This is a genomic window from Pseudoxanthomonas sp. G3, assembly GCF_057654715.1.
Map to the genome: position 1 here is coordinate 2976709 of NZ_CM172805.1, position 21730 is coordinate 2998438.

The following is a 21730-nucleotide window of genomic DNA, read 5'->3' on the forward strand; positions in this document are numbered from 1 at the left end:
ATCTCCTGTAATTTTCAGGCGGGCACACGGGCGGCGATGGCATACACCGCCGTTGCAGTCGTGGCGACAACGCGAATGGATCCCGGCGGCAGGAAGAACCGAGCGCTGCCGGCTGCCGTGAGGCTTATGGCCACGCCCGTGATGGCATCCAGGACCGGAAGCCACGCGCCATTGGGGCCGACGAACTGAAGGGCGACACTGCCCCCGCCGAAGGTGGCCTCCACGGCAATGACGCCATGGCCACCGGACCAGGACTGGGGGGTGCCGTTACCGGCGCCGCTGTTCTTCGCGAGTTCAACTGAGTAGGTCTGCATGTCTGATCCTCTACTGGTGTCGTTGCGTGTGGGTGGGTTTGCCATCAGGGCCGATGGCGTAGACACGGCTGGAACCGTGGACGGTGATTTCGGGAGTGCAATTGCAAGGCCCGTCCTGCAGAAAGGCGCACGCGGTTTCGTGGACCACCTCGACGTGGGAGATCTCCCCTGGCCGCAGCGGGCCCAGTAGGCAGGCGGTCAACAGGCGGTCGAGATAGCTGGTCATGGCAGGCATCCCACTCGTCCCAGCCCATCCCACTGACCCGCTGGGACGCTGGGATAGGTGCCGTCCCACATCCCACCCCTCTTTAGAGGGTGGGATGCTGGGACGCCCTGCAAATTGGGATCAGAAGCCACTGGAAGCCTCCTGGTATGACTGGGACGAATCCCTGACCTTTTTGGCGTAGCGGCCGGCCACCGAGCGGGAGACGCCGAGCTCCTCTGCGATCTGTGAGACCGTCCGCCCCTCGGCGAGAAGCTCCCGCACCTGGTCCGAGCGCGCGTCCCCGGCTGACCGGCATGACCATGAGAGGCGCCCGTGGGCGTTGGTGATGAGTTGGGCGTTGAGCGGTTCGATCTCCGCGCCGTGCAGGCCGCGGACCTTGGACCACTCCCAAGTAAATGCAGCGCCTGGCTGCGCATCGTCCGGCCGGCTCAGGACGATGCTGGTATCCAGCAGATCCTCGCGCTTGCTTGTGCCGCGCTGCTGGCCGTTCTTGCCCGTGTGATGAATGAAAAGGACCGCGCGGCCCTCTCGCCTCATCCGCAGGGCCCACGTCGCAACCGCCGACCAAGACTCCGCCTCGTTCTCAACCCCGGTACGGGCCAGCGAAGACAGGTTGTCGACCACGATCAAATCGGCCTGCGACGTCCAAGGATTGAGCTCCTCTTGGCCCCGCTTGGTCGAGATATCCGGGAGCGCGGACTCTTGGAGATCAGGCGTGATCAGGCAGAAGTTGGCGTGATCGAAGTCCGGGAACATCGGGAGAAGTTGCCCAAGCCGGCCCTGAAGCTCAGTCGCCGCCATCTCTCCATCGATGTAGAGAACACGGCACGGCTCCGGAGCAGCGAAACGCAGGAACTGCCCACCGCTCGCGGCGGCTAGGGCAATGGAAAGGGCGGTCCACGTCTTTCCGGTCCCCCGGTAGGCCGTCAGCATGTTGATGCTGCTCGCTGCGAGCCAAGGGGAAAGCAGGGTCCTACGAGGTGGAAACTCGATACTCATGACAACATCGAGAGGGACGCAGGTGACCTGGGGCGCTTTCATTTGCGCCTCCGTTCCCACCAGAGACGCTCAATGATCGCCTCCCAGATGGCGACCACGAGCGCTTTGCGGCGCACGGGCAACATCAGGCGGCCTTCGGTTCAACTCGACCGGCAGCCAGGAAGGCGTCGAGGTCAGTGACGTCGTAGACGATGCGGGCGCGGCGACTAGTGCCCAGCTTGCTGTATGCCGGACCGACGGACCTCAGCCGCCAGTCGGCAACCGTTCGTTGAGATACGCCGAGGTAAGCGGCGGTCTCTCGTTCCGAGAGCCGGCGAGAGGCATGCGAATTGGTATTCATCGATCATCCCAGTGACTTCCCGTCATTGACGGTGTGGGATGACCTTATGATGTGAGCGCTATTGGATCACGGACACGAAAGGCCCTATTTCTGTCCCCCGTTACGTCGCGCCGCGTTCGACTTATGCCGCCGAATCTGTCTGGCAACAGAGTCTTCGTTGCCCTCCTGCACGGTCAGTCTGGGCACCAGCCCGCGCTCGACCATGAAGCTGGCGCGCTCCTCTGGCGAGAGGTCTGGATAGTGCCTCTTCACTAGCAGATCCGTGTCAGCGACCAGTTGGCTTTGGTAGTGCCCAAACTTTGTCTTCGGGTTGGCCATGAGGTACTCGATGTCCCGCACAATGAACACCTCACGTTCGGGCTGAGAAAGATGCGCCCACCGATCAAAGATCTCTTTGATCCGCGCCTTATTGATTGCCACGACTCCTCCTCGCCTCAATCGACTCCACGCCGCCAGAACTGGTTAGCCCAAACACAGCAGCCTCCAACCGCTCCATGGGAGCACGAAGCCGGTTCACATCATCCGTAAGATATCCGGCTGTCACATCACCCTCTTGACTATGCGCGGCGATGCGCTTTAGGGCATACGCACTGACGTCCATCGCCTCCAGCAGAGTTAGCGCGGTCCGTCGCAAATCATGGGGCGACCAAGCGATAGATTGACCGTCACTGTCCAGAATCTTGCTCAGGAAACGAACAGATAGACGGGCCAGAGGTTCATGCGTTGGCCGACCTCTGACCAATTTTCCCAGACCCGGAAAGACAAAGCGCTCTGACCTTGCCGTCTGCTGCCGCACCTTAAGCATGGCGATCATCGCCGGACCCAACGGCAGGGAATGCTGGGCTTTGCCCTTCATGCGGTCGGCGGGCACCGAAATCGTCTTAGCTCGGAAATCGATCTCCGACCATTCCAAGCCCGCGGCACTAGACCACCGCAGCGCCGTGCAGAGAAGAAACAGCGTCAGATCCCGCTGGGTTCCAGTTAGATCCGGCGGCAGGTCGTCGGGCAACGCTCGCACGGCTGAAACGAACTCCCGCAGATTCTCACCCAGGAGGGCGCGCTTGCGCCTAGCCACATTGCCCCAGCCGCGAGTAGCGGTGATCTTTGCCGCCACGTCCGGCAGATCCAATTCGCGAGTGATCCGAAGGTAGTTCACCACGGCCCTCAAGGCCCTCACGGCGCCATCTGCCCTGCTCGGGCTCGCGGTGATGCGCTCGCGCGCCTGGCTGCTCGCAACACGCGCCTGTGAGCGGATTGGACGTGTCTTTCGATCCCTGTGGCGGTCGCGCACCTTGTCCGGAGTGAGTTCGATGAGCGGACGGTCGAGGTAATCCCCAAAGGTTGTCCGGATGTCCCGCTCATAAGTCATTCGCGTAGCCGAGCGTAGGTTGTCCTTCTCCGCCATGTAGATCTTCAGCCCGTCAGCCAAGGTCAGCCCTTCGCGAATTTCCTGCTGCCTTCGCTGTCGCTTCTCTTGCCCCGGATCTTTCCCCTCCAGGATCGCCGCAACGGTGCGTATGGCGCGCTTTCTGGCTTGCTCCACGGACAGTTCATCAGACCGCCCCAGCAGGACCCGAAGCAGGCTGCCGCCGGGCGAGCGCTTTAAGACGTACCAGGAGGCTGCGGTCGGGCTGACGCGCAAGCGCAAAGCAGATACGTCCTCGTCCTGATACTCCCGGCGCCCCGATTTGACGTCGGCCCGGATCTTGCCCACCCGGGCCTCTGTAAAGCGCACAACATCCATAGCGTTCTCTGCCTTGGGGTAACACCGGGGTAACTTCCATCACCGCAGACCCCAGCGAATGCCGGACTATAATGCGCCTCAAGCCATTGTTATACAAGGGGTAACGGCATATCCCCGTATCTGACCGACAAGCGGATCGCAGGATTGAAAATCCCTGTGTCGGGGGTTCGATTCCCTCCCCGGCCACCATGTTTGATTCTGGAAGGCCTGCAGCGATGCGGGCCTTTTTCATGTCTGCCGGCACCCGCCTCGCCTTCCTGCGGCTTCCGTCCACCCCGACGCCCGCGCCTCCCCTTCCGAGTTGTCCGGCCCCATGTCCGAGCCCATCCGCCTTGCCAAGCGCGTCGCCGAACTGGCCGGCTGCTCACGCAGCGAAGCCGAGCAGTACATCGAAGGCGGCTGGGTCACCGTGGACGGCGAAACGATCGAAGCGCCTCAGCATCCCGTCACCGAAGAGCGGGTGGAAATCGATCCGACCGCCGAACTTGGCGCTGCCGAGCCCGCCACGCTGCTGCTGCACAAGCCCGACGGCATCGCCTGGCAGGAGGCCGCGGCACTGGCGGTGCCGGCCACGCACATGGCGGACGACGACAGCGGCGTGCGCCCGTTGAAACGCCACCTGCACCGCCTCACCGCGCTCGTGCCGCTGGATACCGAGGCCAGCGGACTGATGGTGCTCAGCCAGGATGGTCGCGTGTGGCGCCGCCTGACCGAGGACTATGCGCAGATCGAACAGGAGTTCGTGGTGGAAGTCCGCGGCGAGACCGGGCCGTATACGCTCAGCCGCATCGGCCACGCGGCCACCTACCAGGGCCGTGGGTTGGCGCCGTGCAAGGTCAGCTGGCAGAACGAGGTGCGGCTGAGGTTCGCGATCAAGAACGTGCAACCCGGCGAGCTGCGCCACCGGTGTCGCGAAGGCGGGCTGGAGGTGGTATCGATCCGCCGCCTCCGCATCGGCCGGGTCGCGCTGGCGAAGATGCCGGTGGGCCAGTGGCGCTATCTGCCGGTGGGCGTGCGCTTCTAAGACCGCGCCAGCCGCCCCGCGCGACGACCGGCGTCCGCCGCGGCCATGCGCCATCGGACGAAAAAGAGGGTCGCGACACCGAAAAACATCCAGCGTTGCATCAAAAAGGGGCAACGTTGGATCTTTGTGTGAGAAGAAACACCGAAAAACATGCAACGTTGGACCTTTGTGTGAGAAGAAAGGCCGAAAAACATCCAACGTTGGATGTTTGTGTGAGAAGAACGGCCGAAAAACATCCAACGCTGGACCTTGGTGTGAGAAGAACGGCCGAAAAACATCCAACGCTGGACCTTAGTGAGAGAAGAAATACCGCCAAAGGGCAACACTGGATCTCGTAGCCCCCAGCGCCCGACCGGCCACAGGCGCGTGATGCCACCCCTGCACAAAGATGAATGTTCGACGCGCGTGGGCAACACCTCTTTGTGACTTATGGCCCGCGACGACGCAGGCTGGCCACGAAAGACTTCTACGCCATGTATCTCGCTGCCGCGCCGCTTTCGACGAGCTATTCCTATGGTCTTGCCACCTTCATCAAGGTGCATCGCGGCGCGCGCGATGCCTTCGTCGAGGTGCTGGGCGAGGTGGCCAGCGTCGCGTGCCAGAGCCCCGGCTGTCTCGAATACATCATCAGCCAGGTACCCGACGATCCCGATGGCGTCTTCATCACGGAGTTCTGGCGCAGCTTCGATGATCAACGCGGCGCCCTCCAACTGCCCGCGATCGCGGCGCTGATCGAACGCTGCGCCCCCCTGATCGACTACTTCGAGCAGAAGGCGCTGGCGCCGGTCGCCTAGCGGCGCTGCAGGCGCATCACGGCGTCGGCGCCCTCGGCGTCGGAATGTCCGCCTTCGGCGCGCGTCCCGAACCGATCATCGCCACCGCGCGCATCTCCACCACCGCGCCGGGCGCCAGCAGCGCGCTGGTGCCGACGGCGCTCCACGCGGGGTAGTGCGTGGGAAAGAATGCGTGATGGATCGGCGCGAACCGCGCGAACTCCTCCTGGAAGCTCTTCGGATCGGTGGGCCCGGTATGGAAGGTGGTCAGCTCGACCACGTCGGCGTAACTGGCGCCCGCCTGTTCGAGCTCCTTGCCCAACGCGACGAACATGCGCCGCACCTTCTCCTCGTAGGTGCCCGGGCCCGCCGCCGGGATGCCCGAGACGATGACCATGTCGCCCACCTTCACCACCGGCGTGTAGTGCCAGTCGTGGTAGGCCGCTTCATGGCCGGGGCTGGCGAAGTGTTCCCGGGTGGGGGCTTGCTGGGCGAGCGCAGGCAGGGCGGCGAGCGAGAGCAGCAGGCAGGTCAGGCGCAGGGACATGGGCGGGCTCCGGTGGGCAGCCGAGTCTTTCCTGCGCCGCCTCGGCCGCCATGTCCCATCCGTCACGCCCCGACCACGACATTCACGGACCACTGAACGCCAGGGTGCCCCCACCTGCCTCCCACGCGCGCTTGACGCCGCCTGCACGGGGCCTGCCGCAAGGTCTGGCCAGCCATCCTTCGGAGCCCGCCACGTTGGACATCGTGATGAAGAACGCCCAGCACACCCTGCCCGAACGCTTCGCGTGGCACCGCACTCCCGCCGGCTGCGAGTTGCGTCTGGATGACGTCCTGATCGCGGAAGTGCGGCCGCTCAATGCGGGGCTCGTGTTGAGCGTGCAGGTGCGGACCGGCGACATCGCGCCGTTCGAGATGGCCGTGCGCTGCGAGGAACGCGCGATCGGATGGGCTACGCAGTGGGCGCGGCAACGCGCGGGGCTGCTGTGCCGGCACGTCGATCGCCAACGTGCCGAAACGCTCATCGCCGCTCCGGCAAGGGATCCTGCTCCGTTGGCGGTGGCGATCTGACGCCCGCGCCGTCGGCTTCGCGGATCTGCAACCCGTTGAGGAACGCCACGCTCCGATCCATCGCCTGCCGGCCCGCGTCGGTATCCAGGTTGAACTGGTACTCGTGCGCCAATGCAGGGGTGTAGTCCTTCGGAAAGAACAACGTGTCCACGCGCACGCCCTGGGCGCGCAACGCATCAGCCAGCGCGCGCGAATGCGGCTCCAGCGGATCCGCATTGCCGGCGCTGATGAAGGCGGGTGGGAACGCGGGCGTGACGTGCCGCGCCACCGAGAACGCATCCAGGCGGGGATCGTCGAGGAAGTCCTTGCGCCCCATGTATGCCCACAACACCGTGCGCATGAAACCGGCGAACGGGCTGTCCCATCGCACCAACTCGGCGTCGTACGGCCCGCAGAACAACAGTACGCCCGCCACCTGCGACGGTTGCAGGGCCGGCGTCACGCCGACGCGGCGTGCGTGCGCGGGCGACGTGATCGCATTGGCCGTCTCGGCGGCGATCTGTGCTCCCGCCGAATCGCCTGCCAGGACGATGCGCGTGGGGTCGATGTTCAATGCACCCGCATGCTGTTGCAGGTAAGCCAGCGCCGCGTTGAGCTGGCGCGTGGGCGTGGGCCAGGTCGCGCCCGGGGCGATGCTGTAATCCACGTTCACCACGACGTAGCCGCGCGCGGCGAGGATGTGCAGATAGTGGGCGACATCCTCACGCCGACCCGACACGAAACCGCCGCCGTGCACCCACACGACGGTGGTCAGGCGCTGTGCGCTGCCTTGCACGTTGGGCGGGAAGTACACGTCCAGCAGCGCATCGGGGTCCTGCGCGTCGTAGCGCAGGCCGCGCTGCTCGGTCACGCCCTGAGGCAGGTGCTTCCGCAGGGCGTCGCTGGCATCAGCGGCGCCGCGATCGAAGACCCAGCGGATCGCCCACACCGAGGGCCAGGGGCTGACCTGGAACGCGACCCAGGTGCCCAGGCCGAGCAGGCCCAGCATCACGACCAGCCGGACCGCCCACCGGCGCCACCGCCCACTGCCGTCTTTCGTCGCCATTTCCGTCCCCGGTCACCGACGCCCGGAGCGGATGTTCCTCCTTTCCGTTCCGCGCGCAAGCACGGGCATCGGAAAAAGAAAAGCCACCGGGCTGGAGAGTTGCCCGGTGGCTTGGGGGATGCGCGCCAGCCTCTCTCCGGCGCGCATCTCACTCAGTGGCCGCTACCGGCGGCCAGCTTGTCCAGGTCGATGCCCTGGTTGCGCAGCGTACGGGTAGCGGCGATGGCGTAGAACGCCAGGTAGGCGAAGCACGCCACGCCGACGATGAAGCTGAAGTGCACGCCGACCTGGTCGGCCAGCAGGCCCTGCACCAGGCTCACGACGCCGCCGCCCATGATCATCATGATCAGCAGGCTGCTGCCCTGGTTGGTCTTGTCGCCCAGGCCGGTGATGGCCAGCGCGAAAATGCACGGCCACATGGTGCTGCAGAACAGGCCCACGCTGATGAAGGCCACCACGCTGGTCCAGCCGGTGGTGAACATGCCGATCAGCAGCGCCGCGATGCCGCAGGCGGCGAAGTACAGCAGCATCCGCGCCGGATTGCCCTTGCTCGCCAGCGTGGCCAGGATCATCAGCACGATGACTGCGGCGTAGCCGAAGAACTGCGAGACCTCGTGCTTCATGATCGCGTTGACGGCCAGGAACACGCCGAACGCCACGTATGGCAGCAGCAGGGTCAGCCAGCGCTTGGCGCCCGCACCGACATTGAACGCGCCGGCGGCGCCGCCCCAGCGTCCGATCATCAGGCTGGCCCAGTACAGCGACACGAACGGCGCGATCTGCGACGTCTCCAGGCCGAGACCCTCCGGCGACTCGAGGTAGGCCGGCAGGTTGCTGATCGTGGACACCTCCACGCCGACGTAGACGAAGATGGCGATCATGCCCAGCACCAGCTGCGGATAGCCCAGCGCCGACTTCTTGTGGATCAGCTTGCTGCTGTCCTGCGCTTCGGCTTCGGAGAGCTTCTCCAGATCGATGTGGTTGGGCACCGAGGAGAACTTCAGGAAGATCGCCACCAGGATGAAGGCCACGCCCAGCACCAGGTACGGTGTCTTGACGCTTTCGATGCTCGCCTCGGTGCCGCCCGACAGCACACTGCCGAAGATCGCCACGCTGACCAGCAGCGGGCCGATGGTGGTGCCGAAGTTGTTGATGCCGCCCGCCATCGTCAGGCGTTGGGCGCCGGTCTTCGGATCCCCCATCACGATGGCCAGCGGGTTCGCCGCGATCTGCTGCAGCGAGAAACCCAGGCCGACGATGAACAGGCCCGACAGCATCAGGTTGAACGAACCGGTATTGGCCGCCGGATAGAACAGCAACGTACCCAGCGCAGAGATCACCAGGCCCAGGCAGATGCCGTTCTTGTAGCCGATCTTGTTGAGCAGATCGAGGCCGATGACTTTCGAAACCGCCACGTAGATCAGCGAGCCCACGGTGTACGCGACGTAGAACGCGACCGCGACGTACTGGCTTTGCGCCTGCGTCAGGTCGAAGGCTTTCTTGAACACCGGGATCAGGATGTCGTTACTCGCGGCAACGAAACCCCAGAAGAAGAACACGGTGATCAGCACGCCGAACTGCGACCATCGGGTGGGTTGTGTGGTCATGGATTGGTATGCCTGCTGGTAGGGTATCCGGACGGAACGGCCAGCCTACGGGGCCGGCGCGCGATTGCAACTTGCACTGCGGCAGCAGCGCCCCGTGGCATGGCCGTGGGACGTGCCGGTATCACGGGGCGCACTTCACCACGTCCACGCCATCGGCGGCACCCGCCACCACTTGGATGTCGGTGAACGCGGCGGCAAACGGTGCATCGGCGGTGATGCTGAAGGGCGTGTCCACGCCCGTCAGGTCGGCGCCCCGCGTGCCGAAGCACGCCAGCGGAACCTTGACGGTCTGTTTCTTGCCCACCGCTGCGCCGGAGAACGTCGCCGTCAGGTCGAGGCTGGCGCCGCAGTTCGCTCCGCAGCCCAGCGTGAACTGCACCGGCTTGGTCGGCGCCTGCTTGACCACGACGTCGAACTGCACCACGCCGCGCGCGGTCGCCATCGCGGCCAGGTTGTTCTTCGACGGATTGCGGGCGAAGAACTGCGCCGGCGCCAGCCAGGTCACTTCCTTCGCATCCTGTTGCGTGTTGACCTGCACGGTGGCCACCTGAAGGGCGGGCTTGGCCTGCGGCCAACGCTGGGTGGCGTTCATGTCGTTGCCGACGGCCTGCGTCGCGCCGCCGGCTTCCATCTGCAGGGTGAAAGGTGCGATGTCGGACTGCTTGAAGATACCGAGTGCCGTCGCCTCACCGCAGCTCGTTGCGCTGTCTTCCGGCAGCTTGTCCATGTGCTTGGTATCGCCGTAGCGCATGCCGCTGTCCACCGGGAACTGCGGCACGCTGTCGGCCTTCGGGCACGCCACGGCCGGCCACGGGAACGTCAGCTTGCCGCGGAAGTCGTGCACCGGCTTGCCATCGGCGCCCGCCACCAGCACGTCGGTGACGCCCTTGCCTTCCGTGCCCGGCAGCCACGCGGCCACGAAGCTGTCCGACCGGTTGATCAGATCGTTGGCGTACAGCGCGCGGCCCGATAGGAACACCGTGACCACCGGCTTGCCGGTGGCCGCCGCCGCCTTCAGCGTGGCGAGGTCTTCCGGATGACGACGGCTGTGCGCCATCGTGTCGGAAGGCACGATGTCGCCGTTCGTCTCGGCATACGGGGTTTCGCCGATCGCCGCGACGATCACGTCGTAGCTGGCCGGGTCCACGCCTTCGGCGCTCTCGCGCAGGATCACGTTGCCCTCGCCCAGCTGCTCGCGCAGGCCGGCGGCGAGACTGTCCGCGTTGGGGAAATCGGCATTGGTGTTGTCGGTGCCCTGCCAGGTCAGCGACCAGCCACCGGTCTGGTGGGAGATGCTGTCGGCGCTCTTGCCGACCAGCAGCACGCGCTGGCCCTTCTTCAGCGGCAGCGTGTCGCCGTCGTTCTTCAGCAGCACCAGCGATTCGCGCACGGCGCGGCGCGCCAGGTCGCGATGCACCAGCGATTCCGGCTTGCCGGCGAACTGGCTGGCCGACGGCTTGTGCTCCCACAGGCGGGCGCGCAGCTTGACGCGCAGGATACGGGTGACGGCATCGTCGATGCGGGCCTGCGGGATCTCGCCCGACTTCACCTGCGCGATCGTGTTGGCGATGAAGGACTTCCACTTGTCCGGCACCATCACCATGTCGATGCCGGCGTTGATCGCCTGCGGGCAGCTGTCGTCGGCACAGCCGGTGACCTGGCCGATGCCGTTCCAGTCCGACACGACGAAGCCGTCGAAGCCCATCTTCTCCTTCAACGCGACCGTCAGCAGATCGCGCGCGCCATGCATCTTGCCGTAGTCCTTGCCGGCGGCGACGTCGTTCCAGCTGTTGAACGAGGCCATGACGGTCTGCACGCCGGCCTCGATGGCGCCGTAGTAGCCCTGGCCGTGGATGTTGATCATCTGGGCCTGGGTCACGGTGGCATTGCCCTGGTCCTTGCCGCCGTCGGTGGCGCCATCGCCGATGAAATGCTTGGCGGTGGCGACCACGTTGCCGTCCTTGTCCAGCATGCCCTGCATGCCCTTCACGTAGGCGGTGGCGTATTCGCGCACCAGCGCCGGCTGCGAGGAGTAGCTTTCGTACGTGCGACCCCAGCGCGCGTTCTGCGCGACCGCGACCGTGGGCGCGAACGTCCAGGTCACGCCGGTGGCGCGGGTCGACTGGCCGGTCGCCTCGGCGATGCGCTCGATCAGTTCGACATCGTGCGCGGCGCCCAGGCCGATGTTGTGCGGGAAGATGGTGGCCCCGTAGACGTTGCTGTGCCCGTGCACAGCATCGGTGCCCCAGATCACCGGCACGGGAATCTTGGCGTCCGTGCCCATCGAGGCGTCGTAGTAGGCATCGGCGAGCTTGACCCAGTCTTGGACCGTCGCATGCTTGTTCATCGCCGGCCACGAACCGCCGCCGTTGAGCACGGAACCGATGTAGTACTGGCGCACTTCATCCGGCGTGATCGCCTTGATCTCCGGCTGCACCATCTGGCCGATCTTCTGCTCGAGCGTCATGCTGGCGAGGATCTCGGCCACGCGCGCCTCGATGGCGGGGTCCTGGGCGAACCGGCTCTTCAACGCCGGCCAGTCCTTCAACTCGGCCGATGCGTCGGCGGCAGCGACAGGTTTCGTCTCGGCGTCTCTCTGGCCGGTACACGACAGGCAGGCCAACAGGCTGGCCCCCAGCAGGGTCATTCGGATCGGCTTCACTCGCATCTCCCTTTGTATGGCGGCACGCATGTGATCCACGGCAGGATCCGCGCCGCATCGATCGTCCGACGGGATGCAGGGCCGTGCCCCGCATCCCGTCAGGTTGCGGCGTTCAAGCGTGGCGCATGGTCACAGCTTGTAGCGGAAGCCCAGCATGTACTGCCGGCCGTACTCGGTGTATTCCTCGGGGAACAGCAGTCCCGTGCCGGTGCTCTCGCTGACCTCCGTGCGGAAGGGCTCGTTGGTCAGGTTGTTGACCTGGAGCAGGACCGACAGGCCGCTCAGCGCGCTCGTGTCCGGGAACTCGTAACCGAACTGCATGTCCATCGTCCGCTCGCTCTTGGTGAAGCGGATCTGGCGCTGCCCGAACAGCGAGCTGTATTCGCCACGGTAAGCGTCGCGATAGCGCTGGCTGAGGCGAGCCGAGAAGCCGTTCTTCTCGTAGTACACCGTGGCATTGGCCACGATCTTGGACAGGCCCGGTATGGTATCGGTGCTGGCGCCGTTCTCGGGACCGTCCGGATCGATGGACGATTCGGTATACGACACGTTGAGCAGCGCACCGAATCCGTCGAGCGATGCATGGAAGGTATCGCCGCTGATCGCGCCACTGAGTTCCAGGCCCCGCATGTAGCCGCCGCTGCCGTTGGCCCAGGTGCTGTAGTTGCCGAAGTCGGAAATCGGCGTCTGGCCGTCCGGATCGTAGGCGCTGAAATCCCAGTTCGGGAAATTCTGCCGATAGATGTAGGTCTCGAGGTTCTTGTAGAACGCCGCCAGGCTCACGTAGTTGCCTTCACCGAAGTAGCGCTCGAAGGACAGGTCGTACGCGTTGGCACGGTAGGGTTCCAGCGTGGGATTGCCGCCGCTGCCCGACCACACGAACGGGGCGGTGGTGCTCACCGCCGCGCTGCTGTCGGCACTGAGGTAGTTGATCGGCGGACGCACCAGCGTCTTGGCAGCGCCGAAGCGGACCATCCAGCCTTCGCCGAAGTCCAGCACGAGGTTCAGGCTGGGCAGGATGTCGCCGTAACTGGCACCCAGGGTCTGTGCGCCCACCACGGTGCTGTTGTTGGCATTGAAGCCGGTGGATTGCTGGTCGGTGCGGATGTACTGGAAGCCGGCGTTGCCGCGCAGGCGCACCGTGTCCGTCACGTCCAGGTCCAGGTTCGCCTTCGCGTAGAACGTCTTGACCGTTTCCTCGACGATGAAGTCCTTGCGCAGGTCGTCGTTGCTCTCGCTGACGTAAACGTCGTAGTAGCGATTGACGAGATCGCGCGGGTTGAAGCTGAGGACATCGCCCATGCCGACGAAGCCGAGCGAAGTGGGCGAATAGAGCAGGCTCGCATCGACCAGGGTGGGCGCGCGCCCGTTGGGGAGGTCGGCGAAGTAGACGGTCGCGACCTTTTCCTTGGTGCGGCGGTTGTAGTTGAAGCCGACGTCGAAGCTGCGGAGGAAGTCCGATTCGACGGTGCGGTTCAGCTCGACGCGGCCGGCCTTGATGACGTCCTTCTGGAACGAATCCTCCAAACGGCCGTCATGGCCCCAGTTCTGCGGATCCCACAGGTACACCGCATTCGGGTCGGCCATGTCGGGCAGACCGTAGTGGTTGAAGCCCGACACGGGCCGGATCGAGAAATCGATGCTCTGCCCGCCCAGACGGCCCGCGTAAAGCTCCAGTGCGGACTGCTCGCGCTCGGCGCGCGAATAGCTCAGGTCGGTCTTCAGCGTGTACACCTCGCCGAATTCGAACGTGTTGTTCCAGCCCGCCGAGAACAGCTTGTCCTCGCGCACGTTGCTGTCGTTGCGGATGACCGGGCGCACGCCATTCAGCGTGCCGCTGGTGACCACCGGATAGCCGTGGTAATCCGTGGTCGTCGCATTGCTGTAGGACACTCCGCCGCCCGGCGCCCAGGGGTCGTTGCTCCACATCGCGCCGTGCATCACCTCGTCCTGGTCGAACTTGGAGTAGTACACGTCCAGGATGCTGTGGAAGCTGTCGTTGGGCTTGAATTCGAACACGCCCATGACGCCGTCGCGCGTCAGCTCGCGCGATTTGATCCACCCCTCCGATCCCTGCAGCGCGATCGCGTTGGCCGGACGGCCCGGCTGGGCCGGGTCACCCCAATCCACCGCGTCCATGTCGGCCCACCACCACGCCTTGTAGTGCTTTTCCTGGAACGGCGAGTTGATGCGCGCCACGCCCAGCGCGACGCCCACGGTATCGTTGACGAACTGGTCCACGTAGGACGCACTCGCGCGATAACCCTTGTCGTTGCCGTCCTGGCTGAGCTTGCCGAAGGAATTGGCTTCGTACTGGCCGCTGAACACGATGCGGCGCTCGCCCAGACTGAGCGGACGGATGGTCTGCAGGTCCACCGTACCGGAAAGGCCCTGACCGATCAGTGCGGCGTCCGGTGTCTTGTAGACGGTGACCGCATTGATCAGTTCGGCCGGGTATTGGTCGAACTCGACACCCCGGCTGTCGCCGGTGCTGACCTGCTCACGGCCATTGAGCAGCGTGCCGGCGAACTGCTCCGACATGCCACGAATGTTGATGACTTGGGAGCGGCCGTCCACGCGCTGCGTGGCGAGGCCCGGCAGGCGCGAGATGGAGTCCGCGATGCTGATGTCGGGCAGCTTGCCGATGTCTTCAGCCGAGATCGCCTCGACGATCGAGGTGGATTCGTTCTTGGTCTCGACGGCGGTCGCGATGGCGGCACGGATGCCGGTGACTTTCACGGCGTCGAGCGTTTCGACGGTCTCGTCGGTGGACGATGCCTGCTGCGCCTGGGAGACCAACGGGAACGCGAGCGCCAGGCAGCACGCGATGGCCAGATGCTGCTTGCGCAAAGCGCGGCGAGGCGCGCGCGGCGCCACGCCTGGAATGTGGTTCGAGTGCTGCATGTGGTCCCTCTCCGACCGTTGTTGACAGCGCTGTCATATACAAGCTCAAATGGACTGTCAACAAATTCCTAACAAACCGCGAAGCAATGCGCGCACAGGATTGAATTTGCTCGACACGCGCCAGTTCACGTAAACGATTTCGCTGCAATGCAGCACCCATCAGCGCGGATTCCGGGAGGGGTTCGTGGCATCGCATCCGCACCACGGGAGGCCAACACCATGACGCGAATTTTTTCCCGGCGGCGAACGCTGCTGGCCATCGGCATCACTGCCCTTGCTGCTGCGCTGGGATCGGCCGCACAGGCCCAGGACGTGTCGGTCTGGATCACCACGGCCGACCACACCACCGCACTGAAGCCATCGGCCGCCGCGCGTTTCGGCAACGAGAGGGCGGCGAACCTGTCGATCACCGTGGACGATGCGCAGCGCTTCCAGGAGATGGTCGGCTTCGGCGCATCGCTGACCGATGCGTCCGCATGGCTGATCCAGCACAAGCTCGATGCCGGCCAGCGCGATGCGTTGTTGAAGGAACTGTTCGGTCGCGAAGGGAACGGGTTGGGGCTGAGTTTCTCCCGCCTGACCATCGGGGCATCCGATTTCTCGCGCCACCACTACAGCCTGAACGACACGCCGGACGGCAAGCCGGACCCGGAACTGAAGCACTTCAGCATCGAGGAGAACCGCGGCGACGTGATCCCGGTGGCGCGCGCGATGCTGGCCATCAATCCGCAGCTGAAGATCATGGCGTCGCCATGGAGCGCGCCCGGCTGGATGAAGGACAGCAACAGCCTGATCCAGGGTCGCCTGCTGCCGCAGTACTACGATGCGTTTTCGCGTTACTTGTTGAAGTACGTGGATGCCTACGCGGCCGAAGGCGTGCCGATCTTCGCCCTGACCGTGCAGAACGAACCGGACTACGAGCCGAAGGACTACCCCGGCATGCGCCTCAACGCGCCCGCGCGGGCGCGCCTGATCGGCGACCACCTCGGCCCGATGATCGCCCGCCGCGGCAACGGCCCCCTGCTGTTCGACTGGGACCACAACTGGGACAAGCCGGAAGAACCGCTTGGCGTGCTGTCCGACCCTGTCGCCGGCAAGTACGTCGACGCGGTGGCTTGGCATTGCTATGGCGGCAACGTCGCGGCGCAGTCGCCGGTGCACGACGCGTTCCCCGACAAGGATGCCTACATGACCGAATGCTCGGGTGGCGACTGGGAGCCGGTCCGCAGTGGCGGACTGCCGTTGCAGGCGAAGAACATCATCATCCGCAGCGCACGCAACTGGGCGCGCGGCGCACTGTTCTGGAACCTGGCACTGGACGAGAACAACGGACCGTATGCCGGCGGCTGCCACACCTGCCGTGGCGTGGTGACGATCGATTCGCGCACCGGCGCGATCACCCGCACCGACGAGTACTACGCGCTTGCGCACGCCAGCCGGTTCGTGCGGCCCGGCGCGCGCCGCATCGCCTCCACCGAGTCCGGCGGCGACCTGGACAACGTCGCCTTCCGCAATGCCGACGACGGCTCGCTGGTGCTTTTGGTGACCAATTCGGCCACGCAGGCCCGGCGCTTCTCGGTCGGACAAGGAGAGCGCCGCTTCTCGTACACGCTGCCTCCCCGCAGCCTGGCGACCTTCGTCTGGAAGACTGACGCAGTGCAGCACGACTGAGCCGTGCCGCCGGCGGGCTCGGACTGTCATCCGGGCCGCCATACGCCGTAGTATCCTGCCGCTTTCCTTGATGGAGCCGCGGCATGATGCGTCGTATTTCCCTGCTGGGTCTGGTGCTGGTGTCGATGCTGTTGGCCGGCTGCGGCAGCGGCATGGTGCGGCGCGTGTCCGACCCCGCCGTCAGCGTGCAGCAGCTCACGGTGAAGGCGGACGGCCAATGGGTGGTCGACCTGCGCCTGCAGAACTACAGCAGCATCCCGATGCGCTTCGATACCGTGAAGGTCGACGTGCAGGTCGGCGACCAGGCGGCCGGCACGCTGCAGGCAACCCCGGCGCTGTCGGTCGGTCCGGAGTCCGCGGACGTGGTGAGCGTCCCCTTCAATCCTCCGAGCGCCGCGCGCATCGTCGTCGCCGACGCGCTCGCAGGCCGGCGCGCGCTGCCCTACGCATTGAAGGGCACCGCCAGCGCGGCACCCGAGGATGCCAAGGTCCGCACTTTCGACGTCGACACCCGCAATACCCTCAACCCCGTTCCCGGCCTGGACGGCGTGCTGCGCTGAGCCGCGCGACGTCCCGTTCCCCGCATCTCGAGATCCTGCATGAGCGCGTCCTACAAAGCCCCCCTGACCGACATCCGTTTTGCCCTGTACGACGTGCTCGGCGTCGAGCCGCTGTTCCAGCGCCTCGGCTATCCCGATGCCACGCGCGACATCCTGGATGCGGTGCTCGACGAAGCCGCCCGCTTCTCCGAGACCGTGCTTGCCCCGCTCAACAGCGTGGGCGATGAAATCGGCAGCACGCTCGACAAGGCGACCGGTGAGGTCACCACGCCGCCGGGCTTCAAGGCGGCGTATGCCCAGTTCGTCGAAGGCGGCTGGACCGGCCTGACGGCGTCGCCCGACTTCGGCGGCCAGGGCCTGCCGCACACGATGGGCGTGCCGCTCAACGAACTGGTCAACGCCAGCAACCTGGCGTGGGGCAACTTCCCGCTGCTGTCGCACGGCGCGGTGGAAGCGTTGAAGCACCATGGCGAAGCGTGGCAGCAGGAGGTCTTCCTGAAGCCGCTCGTCGAGGGCCGCTGGACCGGCACGATGTGCCTCACCGAACCGCACTGCGGCACCGACCTGGGCCTGCTGAAGACCAAGGCCGAACCGAATGCGGACGGCAGCTACGCGATCACCGGCACCAAGATCTTCATCACCGCGGGCGAGCACGACCTGACCGACAACATCGTGCACCTGGTCCTGGCCAAGCTGCCCGACGCACCGCCCGGCCCGAAGGGCATTTCGCTGTTCGTCACGCCGAAGTTCAAGGTGGCGAAGGACGGCACGGTAGGCGAACGCAATGCGCTGTCCTGCGGCTCGATCGAGCACAAGATGGGCATCAAGGCGTCGGTCACGTGCGTGATGAACTTCGATGGCGCGCAGGGCTATCTCGTGGGCCAGCCGCACAAAGGCTTGCAGGCGATGTTCACCATGATGAACACCGCGCGCCTCGGCGTGGGCCTGCAGGGCATCGGCCTGAGCGAACGCGCCTACCAGAATGCATTGCGTTACGCGCGTGAGCGCCTGCAGACGCGAGCATTGAGTGGACCGAAGTTCCCCGACAAGCCGGCGGACCCGATCATCGTCCATCCCGACGTGCGCCGGATGCTGCTGACCATCAAGTCGCTGGTCGAGGGCAGCCGCCTGCTCGCGCTCCATGCCGGCAGCCTGATCGACGTGGCGAACCATGCGGAAGACCCGGCCGAACGGGAGCGCGCGGACACGCTGGTCAGCTTCCTCACCCCGATTTCGAAGGCCTGCCAGACCGAATGGGGCATCGAGAACACCTACCACGCGCTGCAGTGTTTCGGCGGCCACGGCTACATCCACGAACACGGGATGGAACAGCTGGCGCGCGATGCGCGCATCACGACGTTGTACGAAGGCACCACGGGCATCCAGGCACTCGACCTGATGGGCCGCAAGACGGCCGCCACGCAAGCGGCCGGCCTCAAACTGTTCCTCGCGGAGGTGCATGCGTTCGCGCAGCAGCACAAGGACGACGCCGCGCTGCGCGAGTTTATCGATCCGCTGCAGCAGAAGGCCGCGGAGTGGGCGGGCCTGACGAAGAAGGTGCTGGAACGTGCGGCGACGAATCCGGAGGAGATCGGCGCGGCTAGCACCGACTACCTGTTCTATTCCGGCTATGTGGTGCTGGCGTACTGGTGGGCGCGCAGCGTGGCGGCGGCCGACGCCTCCTCGCATGCGGATGCCTTCAAGCAGGCCAAGCGCGAAACCGCGCGGTTCTACTTCGCGCGCATCCTGCCGCGCACGCTCGCACACGCCGCCGCCATCGAATCCGGCGCGGACACGCTGATGGCCATGGACGACGCGCGCTTCGGCGACTGACGGGCACGGGGGAGCGCGAATGCGCGCTCCCCCGCAGAAATACCGCGCGCTATACACATTTCGTCAACATTTGGGTATAACCTGCTTCTCCATGGAAGCAGACAGAGCTCAGCTTCACCTGGTCCAGGCCGGTTCGTCCCGCATACCGGCCCCGCCCCCGTCGTCTCCGCGTCCCCACCCCGCCGCCCTCCGCCTGCTGTCGCTCGACGCGCATGGCCGCGTGCTCGACTGGATCAACTGGCAGGATGCGACGTGCCTGTATGCGCGCGGCGCGGTGGCCTGGACGCTCGGCGATCCTTGCTTGCTCGTCCACGGCGGCACCAACCGGCTGACCGGCGAACAGAGCCTGATCGAACTGCACCCCATCGTGGCATCGCGCGGACATGCCCGCGCGCATGCGCTCTCGCCGACGCCCACGCTGACCAACACCGCCCTGTTCGCCCGCGATGCACACCTGTGCCTGTACTGCGGGCATGAGTTCTCGCGGCCGCACCTCACCCGCGACCACGTGCTGCCGCTGTCCAAGGGGGGCAAGGACGTCTGGGAAAACGTGGTCACGGCGTGCTTCCACTGCAACTCGCGCAAGAGCAACCGCACCCCCCAGCAGGCCCACATGCCGCTGCTGGCCGTACCCTACCGGCCCAGTTGGATCGAGCATCTGATCTTGTCCAACCGCAACATCCTGGCCGACCAGATGGCGTTCCTGAAAGCCCAATTGCCGAAGAAGTCCAAGCTTTCCGCCTGATCCGTTGCCAGGATGCCCTGCCCTCGCTTGCGCGAGGGCGTTCGCCAACGCACGATCAGCCACCGGCTGATCGCAAGCGCGCCGGTTCACCCTGGCCGACCAAATGGCGTTCCTGAAAGCCCAGTTGCCGAAGAAGCCCAAGCTTTCGGCCTGATTCCCGGCCTCGGGACCGCCGAACGCGATCGCGTTACCTGCACGGTTTCCTGAACCTCCACGCCCGGCTCCTTGCCGGCTTCACCCCTTTGCTTGCCCCGCTTCACACAAGAGGGGGAAAATAGCGGGCCAGACCCATACCAGCCCGATGATCGACGCCGCCCGCTACCCCCGCCTGTCCCGGATCCAGATACCGGCCGACCTGCGCCAGTTCGACGAATCCGAACTGCCCGCCATCGCCGAGGAGCTGCGCGGCTATCTGATCGAATCGGTCGGCCGCAGCGGCGGGCACTTCGGTGCCGGGCTGGGCGTCATCGAACTGACCGTGGCGCTGCACTACCTGTTCGAGACCCCGCGCGACCGGCTCGTGTGGGACGTCGGCCACCAGTGCTATCCGCACAAGATCCTCACCGGCCGCCGCGACACCATCCACACGGTGAAGCAGAAGGACGGCGTCGCGCCGTTTCCCAAGCGCGAAGAGAGCGAGTACGACACCTTCGGCGTGGGCCACTCGTCCACCTCAATCTCTGCCGCGCTGGGCATGGCCATCGCGTTGGCCCAACAGGGCGACGACCGCAAGGTGGTTGCGGTGATCGGCGATGGCGCGATGACGGCCGGCATGGCCTTCGAAGCGCTCAACCATGCCGGTGGCATGGAGCCCGAACCCAACCTGCTGGTGATCCTCAACGACAACCAGATGTCGATCTCCGAAAACGTCGGCGGTCTGACCAAGATGCTGGGCCGGCTGAGCAGCAGCCGCACGCTCAACGCATTGCGCGAGGGCGGCAAGAAACTGCTCGGCGACAAGAAGAAACCACCGGCGCGCTTCATGCGCCGCTGGGAAGAGCACTGGAAGGGGATGTTCGTGCCCTCCACGCTGTTCGAACAGATGGGCTTCCACTACACCGGGCCCATCGACGGGCACGATGTGGAAGCGCTGGTCGGCGCGCTGAAGACCCTGAAGACTCTGAAGGGCCCGCAGCTGCTCCATATCCTGACCACCAAGGGCAAGGGCTACGAACTCGCCGAGGGCGACCAGATCGGTTACCACGCGGTCGGTCCGTTCGATCCCGAGAAGGGCCTGGTCAGCAAGGGTGGCGCGAAGAAGCCCACTTACACGGACATCTTCAGCGACTGGCTCTGTGATATGGCCGCCGCCGAACCGAAGCTGCTGGGCATCACCCCGGCGATGCGCGAGGGCTCGGGTCTGGTGCGCTTCAGCAAGGAATACCCGGACCGCTATTTCGACGTGGCCATCGCCGAACAGCACGCGGTGACGCTGGCCGCGGGCATGGCCTGCGAAGGCAGCAAGCCGGTGGTCGCGATCTATTCGACCTTCCTGCAGCGCGGTTACGACCAGTTGGTCCACGACGTCGCGATCCAACAGTTGGATGTGCTGTTCGCCATCGACCGCGGCGGCGTGGTCGGGCCCGACGGCGCCACCCATGCCGGCAACCTGGACCTGAGCTACCTGCGCTGCGTGCCGCACATGGTGGTGATGGCGCCGGCTGACGAAAACGAATGCCGGCAGATGCTGAGCACGGGCTATCACTTCAACGGCCCGGCTGCCGTGCGCTATCCGCGCGGCACCGGCCCCGGAGTGGCGCTCGATCAAGGGCTCGCCACGCTACCGATCGGCAAGGCCGACGTGCTTGCGCAGGGCAGCCGCGTTGCGCTGCTGGCGTTCGGCTCGACCGTCGCTGCGGCAGAACAGGTCGGCCGCGAACTGGGCCTGACCGTAGTGAACATGCGCTTCGTGAAGCCGCTGGATCGCGATCTGGTGCTGGACCTGGCGAAGACCCACCAGGGCTTCGTCACCGTCGAGGACAATGTGGTGATGGGCGGTGCGGGCTCCGGCGTCGCCGAACTGCTCAACGCCGAAGGCATCGCCCTGCCCGTGCTGCACCTGGGCCTGCCGGACGAGTTCCAGCATCACGCCAGTCGCGAAGACCTGCTGGCCGAAGCCGGCATCGACGCCGCCGGCATCCGTGCCCGCGTACTCAAGCGCTGGCCGCAACTCGAAGCCACGCAGCCACCGAAGACCGCCGCGGGCTGA

At 65.5% G+C, this 21730-nt stretch carries 19 protein-coding genes; 8 read left to right on the forward strand and 11 right to left on the reverse strand.

Features of this window, described 5'->3' with window-relative positions; genetic code table 11:
- Positions 1-14 precede the first annotated feature (14 nt).
- From AC23D6_RS14235 to AC23D6_RS14260, 6 genes are all read right to left on the reverse strand, one after another.
- Positions 15-314 (reverse strand): hypothetical protein, encoded by a 300-nt coding sequence (locus AC23D6_RS14235; protein WP_487749886.1) that lies wholly within the window; start codon positions 312-314, stop codon positions 15-17.
- A 10-nt stretch (positions 315-324) separates the two neighbouring features.
- Positions 325-540 (reverse strand): hypothetical protein, encoded by a 216-nt coding sequence (locus AC23D6_RS14240; RefSeq protein WP_487749887.1) that lies wholly within the window; start codon positions 538-540, stop codon positions 325-327.
- 120 nt (positions 541-660) lie between these two features.
- Positions 661-1581: an AAA family ATPase gene (locus tag AC23D6_RS14245; protein ID WP_487749888.1), complete on the reverse strand. Its 921-nt coding sequence runs from the start codon at positions 1579-1581 to the stop codon at positions 661-663.
- 82 nt (positions 1582-1663) lie between these two features.
- On the reverse strand, positions 1664-1879 hold the full coding sequence (locus AC23D6_RS14250; protein ID WP_487749889.1) for a helix-turn-helix transcriptional regulator: 216 nt from the start codon (positions 1877-1879) through the stop codon (positions 1664-1666).
- An 84-nt stretch (positions 1880-1963) separates the two neighbouring features.
- Positions 1964-2299, reverse strand: coding sequence for a hypothetical protein (locus AC23D6_RS14255; protein ID WP_487749890.1), 336 nt, complete (start codon positions 2297-2299; stop codon positions 1964-1966).
- Entirely contained in the window at positions 2286-3623 is a 1338-nt protein-coding gene (locus AC23D6_RS14260) for a tyrosine-type recombinase/integrase (RefSeq protein ID WP_487749891.1), read from the reverse strand. Before AC23D6_RS14260 ends, AC23D6_RS14255 begins: the two co-directional genes overlap by 14 nt.
- A 313-nt stretch (positions 3624-3936) precedes the next feature.
- Between AC23D6_RS14260 and AC23D6_RS14265 the strand changes: the two genes are divergently transcribed.
- Positions 3937-4647 carry an rRNA pseudouridine synthase gene (locus AC23D6_RS14265; RefSeq protein WP_487749892.1) on the forward strand — a complete coding sequence of 237 codons (711 nt, stop codon included), beginning with the start codon at positions 3937-3939 and terminating at the stop codon, positions 4645-4647.
- 392 nt (positions 4648-5039) lie between these two features.
- The gene (locus AC23D6_RS14270; RefSeq protein WP_487749893.1) at positions 5040-5441 is read left to right on the forward strand and encodes an antibiotic biosynthesis monooxygenase family protein; all 402 of its coding nucleotides are present in this window, start codon (positions 5040-5042) and stop codon (positions 5439-5441) included.
- 16 nt (positions 5442-5457) lie between these two features.
- On the opposite strand, the gene AC23D6_RS14275 is transcribed toward AC23D6_RS14270, so the two are convergent.
- Positions 5458-5967 (reverse strand): Rid family hydrolase, encoded by a 510-nt coding sequence (locus AC23D6_RS14275; RefSeq protein WP_487749894.1) that lies wholly within the window; start codon positions 5965-5967, stop codon positions 5458-5460.
- Positions 5968-6161: 194 nt separating this feature from the next.
- Between AC23D6_RS14275 and AC23D6_RS14280 the strand changes: the two genes are divergently transcribed.
- Positions 6162-6494 (forward strand): hypothetical protein, encoded by a 333-nt coding sequence (locus tag AC23D6_RS14280; protein ID WP_487749895.1) that lies wholly within the window; start codon positions 6162-6164, stop codon positions 6492-6494.
- On the opposite strand, the gene AC23D6_RS14285 is transcribed toward AC23D6_RS14280, so the two are convergent.
- From AC23D6_RS14285 to AC23D6_RS14300, 4 genes are all read right to left on the reverse strand, one after another.
- Complete coding sequence (locus AC23D6_RS14285) at positions 6445-7539, reverse strand: alpha/beta hydrolase (RefSeq protein WP_487749896.1); 1095 nt, start codon at positions 7537-7539, stop codon at positions 6445-6447. The genes AC23D6_RS14280 and AC23D6_RS14285 overlap by 50 nt on opposite strands.
- Positions 7540-7691: 152 nt before the next feature.
- The gene (locus AC23D6_RS14290; protein ID WP_487749897.1) at positions 7692-9146 is read right to left on the reverse strand and encodes an MFS transporter; all 1455 of its coding nucleotides are present in this window, start codon (positions 9144-9146) and stop codon (positions 7692-7694) included.
- 121 nt (positions 9147-9267) lie between these two features.
- Positions 9268-11808, reverse strand: a complete 2541-nt coding sequence (locus AC23D6_RS14295) for a glycoside hydrolase family 3 protein (RefSeq protein WP_487749898.1) — start codon at positions 11806-11808, stop codon at positions 9268-9270.
- Positions 11809-11937: 129 nt separating this feature from the next.
- The gene (locus AC23D6_RS14300; RefSeq protein WP_487749899.1) at positions 11938-14712 is read right to left on the reverse strand and encodes a TonB-dependent receptor; all 2775 of its coding nucleotides are present in this window, start codon (positions 14710-14712) and stop codon (positions 11938-11940) included.
- Between the two features lie 219 nt (positions 14713-14931).
- Here AC23D6_RS14300 and AC23D6_RS14305 point away from each other — a divergent pair, with 219 nt between their 5' ends.
- The 5 genes from AC23D6_RS14305 (at position 14932) to dxs (ending at position 21730) form a co-directional block, all read left to right on the forward strand.
- A complete protein-coding gene (locus AC23D6_RS14305) occupies positions 14932-16383 on the forward strand; it encodes a glycoside hydrolase family 30 protein (protein ID WP_487749900.1) in 1452 nt (483 codons plus the stop codon).
- Between the two features lie 86 nt (positions 16384-16469).
- Positions 16470-16943, forward strand: a complete 474-nt coding sequence (locus AC23D6_RS14310; RefSeq protein WP_487752646.1) for an LEA type 2 family protein — start codon at positions 16470-16472, stop codon at positions 16941-16943.
- A 39-nt stretch (positions 16944-16982) separates the two neighbouring features.
- Positions 16983-18776 (forward strand): acyl-CoA dehydrogenase C-terminal domain-containing protein, encoded by a 1794-nt coding sequence (locus AC23D6_RS14315; protein WP_487749901.1) that lies wholly within the window; start codon positions 16983-16985, stop codon positions 18774-18776.
- Positions 18777-18867: 91 nt separating this feature from the next.
- The gene (locus AC23D6_RS14320; RefSeq protein ID WP_487749902.1) at positions 18868-19521 is read left to right on the forward strand and encodes an HNH endonuclease; all 654 of its coding nucleotides are present in this window, start codon (positions 18868-18870) and stop codon (positions 19519-19521) included.
- A 301-nt stretch (positions 19522-19822) separates the two neighbouring features.
- The gene (dxs, locus tag AC23D6_RS14325; RefSeq protein WP_487749903.1) at positions 19823-21730 is read left to right on the forward strand and encodes a 1-deoxy-D-xylulose-5-phosphate synthase; all 1908 of its coding nucleotides are present in this window, start codon (positions 19823-19825) and stop codon (positions 21728-21730) included.

What these genes read in the sequence shown, in the direction of transcription:
- AC23D6_RS14235 (WP_487749886.1), bottom strand. Translation starts at nt 314, where the DNA reads ATGCAGACCTACTCAGTTGAACTCGCGAAGAACAGCGGCGCCGGTAAC.
- AC23D6_RS14240 (WP_487749887.1), bottom strand. Translation starts at nt 540, where the DNA reads ATGACCAGCTATCTCGACCGCCTGTTGACCGCCTGCCTACTGGGCCCG.
- AC23D6_RS14245 (WP_487749888.1), bottom strand. Translation starts at nt 1,581, where the DNA reads ATGAAAGCGCCCCAGGTCACCTGCGTCCCTCTCGATGTTGTCATGAGT.
- AC23D6_RS14250 (WP_487749889.1), bottom strand. Translation starts at nt 1,879, where the DNA reads ATGAATACCAATTCGCATGCCTCTCGCCGGCTCTCGGAACGAGAGACC.
- AC23D6_RS14260 (WP_487749891.1), bottom strand. Translation starts at nt 3,623, where the DNA reads ATGGATGTTGTGCGCTTTACAGAGGCCCGGGTGGGCAAGATCCGGGCC.
- AC23D6_RS14265 (WP_487749892.1), top strand. Translation starts at nt 3,937, where the DNA reads ATGTCCGAGCCCATCCGCCTTGCCAAGCGCGTCGCCGAACTGGCCGGC.
- AC23D6_RS14270 (WP_487749893.1), top strand. Translation starts at nt 5,040, where the DNA reads ATGTTCGACGCGCGTGGGCAACACCTCTTTGTGACTTATGGCCCGCGA.
- AC23D6_RS14275 (WP_487749894.1), bottom strand. Translation starts at nt 5,967, where the DNA reads ATGTCCCTGCGCCTGACCTGCCTGCTGCTCTCGCTCGCCGCCCTGCCT.
- AC23D6_RS14285 (WP_487749896.1), bottom strand. Translation starts at nt 7,539, where the DNA reads ATGGCGACGAAAGACGGCAGTGGGCGGTGGCGCCGGTGGGCGGTCCGG.
- AC23D6_RS14290 (WP_487749897.1), bottom strand. Translation starts at nt 9,146, where the DNA reads ATGACCACACAACCCACCCGATGGTCGCAGTTCGGCGTGCTGATCACC.
- AC23D6_RS14300 (WP_487749899.1), bottom strand. Translation starts at nt 14,712, where the DNA reads ATGCAGCACTCGAACCACATTCCAGGCGTGGCGCCGCGCGCGCCTCGC.
- AC23D6_RS14305 (WP_487749900.1), top strand. Translation starts at nt 14,932, where the DNA reads ATGACGCGAATTTTTTCCCGGCGGCGAACGCTGCTGGCCATCGGCATC.
- AC23D6_RS14310 (WP_487752646.1), top strand. Translation starts at nt 16,470, where the DNA reads ATGCGTCGTATTTCCCTGCTGGGTCTGGTGCTGGTGTCGATGCTGTTG.
- AC23D6_RS14315 (WP_487749901.1), top strand. Translation starts at nt 16,983, where the DNA reads ATGAGCGCGTCCTACAAAGCCCCCCTGACCGACATCCGTTTTGCCCTG.
- AC23D6_RS14320 (WP_487749902.1), top strand. Translation starts at nt 18,868, where the DNA reads ATGGAAGCAGACAGAGCTCAGCTTCACCTGGTCCAGGCCGGTTCGTCC.
- dxs (WP_487749903.1), top strand. Translation starts at nt 19,823, where the DNA reads ATGATCGACGCCGCCCGCTACCCCCGCCTGTCCCGGATCCAGATACCG.